This is a genomic window from Flavicella sp. (assembly GCF_037132785.1).
In the GTDB taxonomy this organism is placed as follows: domain Bacteria; phylum Bacteroidota; class Bacteroidia; order Flavobacteriales; family Flavobacteriaceae; genus Flavicella.
The window spans coordinates 1-7,781 of the sequence record NZ_JBAHZZ010000122.1 but is presented as its reverse complement, the minus strand read 5'-3'; the positions used below and the strand labels follow the sequence as shown (position 1 = coordinate 7,781).

Below are 7,781 nucleotides of genomic sequence, written 5' to 3'. Positions count from 1 at the left end.
AAACTAAAGGAAAATGAACCAAAAAATAGATCCATAACTAACATAAACAATGAAAATAAGAAAAAAAAATATAAATTTTAGATTTAAAAAGTCAAAATTGAAATCTAAAAATGAAAAGAGCATTATGCAACGGTCTTAATTGTAAGTTTAGCCAAGTAATCATAATGTTCACCTTTTTCTAGAAGTTCGCAATGAAGTCCATTGTAGTTGGCACAGCGTTGTAAGGTGTTGAAATCTACATAGAGCCAGGGAAAAGGAGTTCCAATTTCTTTTTTATAACTCATGTTAAATTCAACTTCTCCATAATATGTTATCTCACTAGGAATCCAATGTTCTCCCTTTTCGTCTTCAAACATATAAATAATATCAGAAGAGTCGATAAGGATTTGCCCTTTTGAAGTTAAAAGTGATTTTAATTTGAGTAAAAAAGGAGCCAGTTGATCTAGTTTACCACAGATACCTGTACCATTCATTAAAGCGAGGATGGTATCAAAATTTTTATTTTCTAAATACCAAATATCCTGTACGGTAGCCTTTTTTATACCTCGAAGTTTACACACTTCTATAGCTCCTTTAGAAATGTCAATTGCGCTTACCTGTTTGTTTTTGTTTTGTAAATAAAGAGAATGATTTCCTGCACCTGCACCGAGATCTAGAATATGACCTTTGCATTCCTGAAGTGCTTTTTGTTCAAGTATAGGCATTTTGTCAAAGGATCTAAATAAGTAGGGAAGAGGTATAGTGTCTTCTTCTGCGATAGATGAAGAAGTAATTAAATCATCAGTATATAAGTTATTTTGGTAATCTAATAAAGCTGCTCCGTAAATGTCTTTGGACATGTGTTTTTTTTGCAAATTTAGCAAAATAGCTTAGGAATAAATTATTTGTTGGAACTAAGTTTAGTTAGGACTGCAAACTTTACATTCATCAATGTTTTTGTGTTCACCCTTTAGAAGGCCATTTTTGTCTATGGTATAATCACAACAGTTGATAAAACCTTTTTTTAGTAAATCTCTACCTCGTTGAATTCTAGACTTGGCAGCAGGTAATGATATTCCAAGTTGGTCAGCAGCATTTTGTTGTTTAATACCCTTTATTTCTGTCAATAATAATGCTTTTCTATATTTTTCAGGAAGGGCTAGAATTAGTGGTAATAAACAATCTGTTGGATTGTGGCTGTCTTTTGAGTTTTCTTCTGTTGAATTGTTTTCTGGTTGGGAGGGAAGTACTAGGTCTTTTTTTCTGAAATAATCTATGGTTGTATTATTAGCGATGGAAAATAACCACGATTTTAATTGCTTTTTTTTCTTAAGTTCATTTTTATGTAAGTGAATTTTTATAAAAACTTCTTGTAAAATATCTTTAGCAACAGTCTCGTTTTTTACTTTACTAAAAATAAAGTTTTTTAACGCTAATGAGAATTCAGACCAAATTTTTTCTGTGTTCATGGTGTAATATATTATTCTCTCTCAATTCTTTAGTAGAGATGAGAGAGAAGATTAAGTTAACAATTACAGTTTGTGCAAGTACAAGATTCGCAAGTACAGTTTGCACATTGTCCGTTTTTACATGATTCACAATTACATGTACAAGTTGTATTTTTCATAATGTTTTATTTAAGAGTTAAAGTTACTTATAAGACGCTAAACAGTCAAGAAAGATTCAAAATTTATGTAAAATATTTTAATTTATTTTTTTAGAGTCCTAGATGTCTTAGTTTTACAGAATAATTAAAAAAAATAAAAATGTTTAAGAGAATTGGTTTAGTACTATTTGTATTTCAGATATCAGCTTGTTCTGAGTTGCAAAATATAGTTAAAAGTGTTTCAGACACAACGTCAACAGAGTCTGTTTTATCAAATAGTCAAATTGGTAATGGATTAAAAGAGGCTTTAGAGAATGGGATAGAACATCAGGTAACTAAGCTTGCGTCTGATGGTGGTTTTTATACGAATGATGCTGTAAAGATTTTATTGCCTGCAGAATTAAGAAAAGTTGACGAAACGCTTCGAAGTATTGGTTTGGGAGATTTAGCAGATCAAGGTTTAAAATTATTGAATAGCGCAGCAGAAGATGCGGTAAAGGAATCTATTCCCGTTTTTGTTAATGCTGTACAGGAAATGAGTATTACAGATGTAAAAACTATTTTGTTTGGAAACAAAAATGCTGCAACAGTTTATTTAGAGAGTAAAACGAAAGATGAATTGTATGCAAAATTCAATCCAGTTATTAAGGAGTCTTTTACTAAGGTAGGAGCAGATAAAGTTTGGTCTACTTTGATTACAAAATACAATAGCATTCCGTTTATTGAGGATGTGAATCCAAATTTAACAGATTATGTAACTCAAGAAGCCTTACAAGGAGTTTTTACTATGATTGCCGTTGAAGAAGTGGGAATACGTGAAAAAGTAAGTTTACGTAGTTCTTCACTATTACAACAAGTATTTGCATTACAAGATGAAAAATAAAAGATGTCTAGTTATAATTTAGTTCCCTTAGAAAAAGAAGATTTTTATTGGAATAAAGATGGCTATCGTGTGTTTACAGAGAAATACCATTTAAAAAGAGGCTTTTGTTGTAAAAATGGTTGTAAACATTGTGCTTATAACTACGATAAAAAAACAGATACTTTTATGTAAATTAAGATTGACAACTGTTACAAAGTCCAGTTGCTTGTAGTTCCAATTGATCTATTTGATACAACGGAAGTTCAATTTTAGGAAACTTGGTCAAGGAAACACAAGTGATGGTTTTACATTTTTTACATTTAAAATGTAAATGCTGGTGCTCGTGTTTTATTGTAGAACAGTCTTCTTTACAAATAGCATAATGAGTATCCTGACCACTCATGGCAATTTCATGAATTATTTTTTTTTCAAGAAATACTTTAAGTGTTCTATATAAAGTAATACGATTGTAGTTTTTTAATTCTTGTTCAAATACAGACAGAGGAACAGCTTCTTTATGGTTGTATATTATTGAAAGTACTTCCTTGCGAAAAGGAGTTACACTAAGTTGATTTGATTTTAAAATTTTTTTCATAAAAAATATATAAATGTTACATCGTTACAAAAAATAACTATATATTTGCAGCAATGTTACAAATATACAAAAAGATATGCTAAAATTACTTTTAAAAATTTCATTTATACTGTTGATCTCTTCAAATTGTAAGGCACAAGACTTCTCTGCTCTTATTTTAGATAGTAAAACTGAAAAACCTTTAGAGAATGTGGAAATCTATTTTCCAGAATTGAAAACGGGAACTATAACCGATAAAGAGGGACGTTTTATTGTCGAACATTTTTATCAAAAACAAATTCATATTCAAATTACTTACTTAGGGTATGAGTCAATAGACAGGTATTTGAATTTAAAAAAATCTAATAGAAAAATAATTTATTTAGAGGAAAGTCATTTTGACTTGGATGAAGTGATTGTGTCAAAATCGACGGGGAAATTACAAAGAGAAAATACAGTTGCTGTAGTTTATAAATCTATTGCGCAATTAACATTCACTGCTCCTTTGTCTATAGCAGAATCGATTACTAATATTCCAGGTGTAGATATTATAAGTTCTGGAGTAGGAATAGGTAAACCTGTTATCCGTGGATTGTCGGGAAATAGAATTGTAACTTATAGTCAAGGTATTCGTGTTGAAAACCAACAATGGGGAGGAGAGCACGGCGTTGGTGTAGGTGAAGTTGGAATTGAAGGAGTGGAAATTATAAAAGGACCAGCTTCTTTATTATATGGTTCCGATGCTTTGGGAGGGGTTTTGTATTTTATTGACGAACGTTATGCAAAACATGATGAGACTGAAGGATTTGTTCAGAGTCGGTTTAATACTGCAACTATGGGAAGTGTAAGCTCATTAGGCTATAAAGTACATAAAGGAAGCTTAAAGTTGAATGTATTTGCAGGTCATACATCTCATGCGGATTATAAAACACCATCGTATGGTAAAGTATTCAACACTCGATTTGATGAGAAAAATTTTAAAACATCTTTTGGTTTTAATTTAAAAAATTGGGTTTCAAATATTAGGTATAGTTATCTACAAAATAATTATGGAATTGTAGAAGAGACTTTGTATACTGATAGTAATAGGAGGAATTTTGAAATTCCTTATCAATCAATTGATAACCATGCTTTAAGTTTTGATAATATAATTTTTATGGGAGATTCCAAACTGGACGTCAAGTTTGGTTATACTTTTAATGAAAGAAAGGAATTTGAAGAACATCATGACCATGATGACCATGATGACCATGATGATCACGATGATGAAGATCATGAAGAAGAAGAACATGCTATGGGATTACAGCTGTCTACTTATACTTATAATATAAAATGGCATTCTGAGAAATATGCCGACTTTATTGATGTTGTCCTAGGGAGTCAGGCAATGTATCAAACAAATGTCAATTCTGGTGAAGAGCTTTTAATTCCAGATGGAAATACTCAAGATATAGGTTTGTTTGCCTTGACTAATTTTGATTTTGATGCTTTAAAATTACAAGCAGGTTTGCGAATAGATAAAAGAACAATAGATACAAAAAGCAAGTTTACAGACGAAAGTTCTTTTGAGGCTTTGAATAAATCTTATAAGGGATTCAGTTTTTCTGGTGGTGCTGTGTATGATTTAGACAAAATTCAATTAAGAGCAAATATTGCCAGTGGATTTAGAGCACCAAATACTTCTGAGTTGTTGTCTGATGGATCTCATGGCGGAACAAATAGATATGAAAAAGGAAATAGTGCGCTTACAAACGAAACTGGAATTCAGGTAGATTTTTCAATAGGATATCAAAATGAACATTTTGAATTTGAGATCAACCCTTTTATAAACAGTATTGATAATTATATATATATAGCTCCTACAGCTGAAGAGGTAGAAGGTCAGCCCGTATTTCAATATAATCAAAAAGATGCCGTATTGTATGGTGGGGAAATAGGTCTGCATTACCATCCTCATAAGATACATTGGCTGCATATAGAATCTGATTTGTCTACCGTAATAGCAGAAGATAAAAACGGAGAGGCTTTGCCTTTAATTCCGCAAACAAAATTAAACACCTTGTTAAGAGCTGAGTTTTCAGGAAAAAGTAAGCTTAGAATAAAATCTGCTTTTGTACAGTATCTCTATAAGTTTGATCAAAATAGAGTTTCTAGTTTAGAAACAGCAAGCGCTGCTTATGGGTTGGCGAATATTGGGATTAGTTTAGAGGCTTTCGGAAAACAGAATACTATTGCTATAGAGTTGGGAGTTAAAAATATTTTCAATGTTGATTATGTAGATCATCTATCTCGTTTTAAAACCTTGGAAATCCCGAACATAGGAATAAATGCCTATGTGGGATTGAAATACAATTTTGATTACAAATTGAAATAAGTAGTAAAGTACTGCAGCTAAAAATCCTCACAAGTTATCACCTGTGAGGATTTTTTTGTTTTCAAACTTGATCGGAACCCTGTCGAAGGGTAACAAAGAATAACTTACTAAATGAAGCTAGCTTCTTTCTTAGATAGATTGAAATGTCCACGCTAAAATTCTACTCGTTTTAGTTCCTTGCCCCATAGAAATTGCTTTTACCGAGGTTGCTCCTAATTTTTTTAACAATACTTTTAAAGGTCTTACATTTTCTTTTTTAGAAACTAAAGATGTAAACCAAACTACATTATCTGCATGGTGTTTGCTTTGACGAATCATATTTTTTAAAAAAGAAATTTCTCCACCTTCACACCATAATTCGTTATGTTGACCACCGAAATTTAATGTCTCGGCTCCTTTAGATTTTAGGTTTTTTAATTTTCTTTTGGTAGCAGAAGCTGCAGCTTCTGCAGAAGTATGGAAAGGAGGGTTACAGATACTAAGCGTGAATTTTTCATTTTCTTGTATCGCTCCTCTAAAAATATCTTTTGAGTTTGGTTGTAAGCGAAGCTCAATAGCACCTTTGATAGTTGGATTTGCATTTAATATATTTTCAGCAGAATTTAGAGACGCTTGTTCAATATCTACCCCCACAAAAGACCAGCCATATTCTTGGTGACCTAGAATAGGATATATACAATTGGCACCTACACCAATATCAATACATTTTACGTCAATACCTCTAGGAATTTTACTTTCATTGTTCTCCGCTAATAAATCAGCCAAATAATGTATATAGTCAGCACGGCCAGGCACAGGAGAACATAAAAATCCTTTAGGTATTTTCCATTCTTTTAAGTTATAATAACGTAGTAATAAAGCCTTGTTAAGCGATTTTACGGCATTCGGATTAAAAAAATCAATCGAATAATCTTTGTATTCATTTTGAGAAACAAATGGTTTTAAAGCGGGTAGTGTTTCGATAAGTTCTTTAAAATTATATCGACCACGGTGTTTGTTTCTTGGGTGTAATTTTGACTTTTCTTCTCTAGGAGATTCTGTTTTTACAGACATAGTGAGTTGATTTTATTGAAATCCTTTAAATTCTTTATTTGCCAGTATCTCGGATACAGCAACTTGATAGTTTTTTATGCTTTTTGCTTTTTTTATCTTTTTGAATACTTTCTGCGGATTGTCAAATGACTGTGCAAAATATTCCCAAAAGCCTAACATTTTCATTCTGATGGGAGTGGGGCCTGATAAAAAATTATCGTATTCTTCAAAAATAGTATCATGAAATTCTCTAAAAATTTCCATACTGTTTTTTGGGTAATCATTGGTGTTGTTTTTAATCATTTGAGGTAAAAAGGGATCTGCAATCAAACCACGTCCAATCATCCAATGATTAATGGAAGGGAAACGTTCTTGCATTTTTTTAAAAGCAGCGACACTTGTAATATCTCCATTATAATACAGTTTGTGTTTTGTATTGTCTACACATTTCTGAAAGGAATCTAAATCCACACCTCCTTTATATAGTTGTTTTCCGATGCGTGCATGGATGGCAATATTTTTTAGAGGGTATTTGTCGAGGATAGGAAAAACCTTTTGAATTTCTTCTGGATTTTCATAGCCCATACGCATTTTCATAGAAACGGTAATATCGGTTTCAGAATGTACTCGATCTAAAATACGATCAATTTTTTCTGGGTTGCAAATCAATCCAGATCCCATTCCTCTTTTGGTTACCATAGGGTAGGGACAACCTAAATTCCAGTTCAATTCGGTATAACCTAATTCTTGAATATACTTAACTACAAACATAAACTCATCTTCAGAATTGGTCATGATTTGTGGAATAATCTCTAGGGTATCATTGTTTTCTAATGCTAAATCTCTTTTATAAGAAGATTTTATCAGAAGTTTTCCATTCATACGTATATAAGGCGCATAAAAAGTATCAATGCCGCCAAAATATTTATGAAAAGCATTTCGAAATCGAAAATCTGTAAATCCTTGCAAAGGAGAAGAAAGCAAAGTAAGGCTCATAGGATTATAATAGTTGGCAAAGATACGGTAGTTGAATCTTATTTAAATGAATTCTCTAAATATAAACCTAATGACTATTTTATATTCATTAGGTTTATATTTAGAGAATTCATTTAAAATTGACTGAGTTACACGCCTAGTCTCTGTTTTGTATTTTTTTGATATTTAGGTTTTTGTAGTAACATTCTAAGAATTGTTTTATAAAAAATGGATTCTTTGTATTGTGACCTATTAATTCTAAAACAAAATTCATCAAAGTAAGCTTGTATATGCCATTTACTTACATGAGTTGGTATTGCTCTTAACCAAGATTTTAGTTGCATAATAAGCACATGTAACTCTTTGAAGTTTTTTCCAT

The 7,781-nt window shown here is 31.4% G+C and carries 8 protein-coding genes and 1 pseudogene; 3 read left to right on the top strand and 6 right to left on the bottom strand.

Annotated features, from left to right (window positions below; all coding sequences use genetic code 11):
• Positions 1-122: 122 nt before the first annotated feature.
• Both V5787_RS08235 and sigZ read right to left on the bottom strand, forming a co-directional pair.
• Entirely contained in the window at positions 123-839 is a 717-nt protein-coding gene (locus tag V5787_RS08235) for a class I SAM-dependent methyltransferase (protein ID WP_336892767.1), read from the bottom strand.
• 60 nt (positions 840-899) lie between these two features.
• Positions 900-1,448, bottom strand: coding sequence for an RNA polymerase sigma factor SigZ (gene sigZ, locus V5787_RS08230; protein ID WP_336892766.1), 549 nt, complete (start codon positions 1,446-1,448; stop codon positions 900-902).
• A gap of 297 nt (positions 1,449-1,745) precedes the next feature.
• Between sigZ and V5787_RS08225 the strand changes: the two genes are divergently transcribed.
• Entirely contained in the window at positions 1,746-2,468 is a 723-nt protein-coding gene (locus V5787_RS08225; protein WP_336892765.1) for a DUF4197 domain-containing protein, read from the top strand.
• A 3-nt stretch (positions 2,469-2,471) separates the two neighbouring features.
• A complete protein-coding gene (locus V5787_RS08220; RefSeq protein WP_336892764.1) occupies positions 2,472-2,639 on the top strand; it encodes a DUF5522 domain-containing protein in 168 nt (55 codons plus the stop codon).
• Position 2,640: 1 nt separating this feature from the next.
• On the opposite strand, the gene V5787_RS08215 is transcribed toward V5787_RS08220, so the two are convergent.
• Positions 2,641-3,042 carry a transcriptional repressor gene (locus tag V5787_RS08215; RefSeq protein ID WP_336892763.1) on the bottom strand — a complete coding sequence of 134 codons (402 nt, stop codon included), beginning with the start codon at positions 3,040-3,042 and terminating at the stop codon, positions 2,641-2,643.
• 76 nt (positions 3,043-3,118) lie between these two features.
• Between V5787_RS08215 and V5787_RS08210 the strand changes: the two genes are divergently transcribed.
• Complete coding sequence (locus V5787_RS08210; RefSeq protein WP_336892762.1) at positions 3,119-5,395, top strand: TonB-dependent receptor; 2,277 nt, start codon at positions 3,119-3,121, stop codon at positions 5,393-5,395.
• Positions 5,396-5,524: 129 nt separating this feature from the next.
• Here the strand turns inward: V5787_RS08210 and rlmF are convergent, their stop codons facing one another.
• The 3 genes and pseudogenes from rlmF to V5787_RS08195 all read right to left on the bottom strand — a co-directional run.
• Positions 5,525-6,448: a 23S rRNA (adenine(1618)-N(6))-methyltransferase RlmF gene (gene rlmF, locus V5787_RS08205; protein ID WP_336892761.1), complete on the bottom strand. Its 924-nt coding sequence runs from the start codon at positions 6,446-6,448 to the stop codon at positions 5,525-5,527.
• 12 nt (positions 6,449-6,460) lie between these two features.
• Complete coding sequence (locus V5787_RS08200; RefSeq protein WP_336892760.1) at positions 6,461-7,423, bottom strand: tRNA-dihydrouridine synthase family protein; 963 nt, start codon at positions 7,421-7,423, stop codon at positions 6,461-6,463.
• Between the two features lie 128 nt (positions 7,424-7,551).
• Positions 7,552-7,781: pseudogene (locus V5787_RS08195) on the bottom strand (IS1595 family transposase); the annotation flags it as partial.

Excerpts from the sequence above, each read along its gene's own strand:
- V5787_RS08235 (WP_336892767.1), bottom strand. The coding sequence starts at position 839 with ATGTCCAAAGACATTTACGGAGCAGCTTTATTAGATTACCAAAATAAC.
- sigZ (WP_336892766.1), bottom strand. The coding sequence starts at position 1,448 with ATGAACACAGAAAAAATTTGGTCTGAATTCTCATTAGCGTTAAAAAAC.
- V5787_RS08225 (WP_336892765.1), top strand. The coding sequence starts at position 1,746 with ATGTTTAAGAGAATTGGTTTAGTACTATTTGTATTTCAGATATCAGCT.
- V5787_RS08220 (WP_336892764.1), top strand. The coding sequence starts at position 2,472 with ATGTCTAGTTATAATTTAGTTCCCTTAGAAAAAGAAGATTTTTATTGG.
- V5787_RS08215 (WP_336892763.1), bottom strand. The coding sequence starts at position 3,042 with ATGAAAAAAATTTTAAAATCAAATCAACTTAGTGTAACTCCTTTTCGC.
- V5787_RS08210 (WP_336892762.1), top strand. The coding sequence starts at position 3,119 with ATGCTAAAATTACTTTTAAAAATTTCATTTATACTGTTGATCTCTTCA.
- rlmF (WP_336892761.1), bottom strand. The coding sequence starts at position 6,448 with ATGTCTGTAAAAACAGAATCTCCTAGAGAAGAAAAGTCAAAATTACAC.
- V5787_RS08200 (WP_336892760.1), bottom strand. The coding sequence starts at position 7,423 with ATGAGCCTTACTTTGCTTTCTTCTCCTTTGCAAGGATTTACAGATTTT.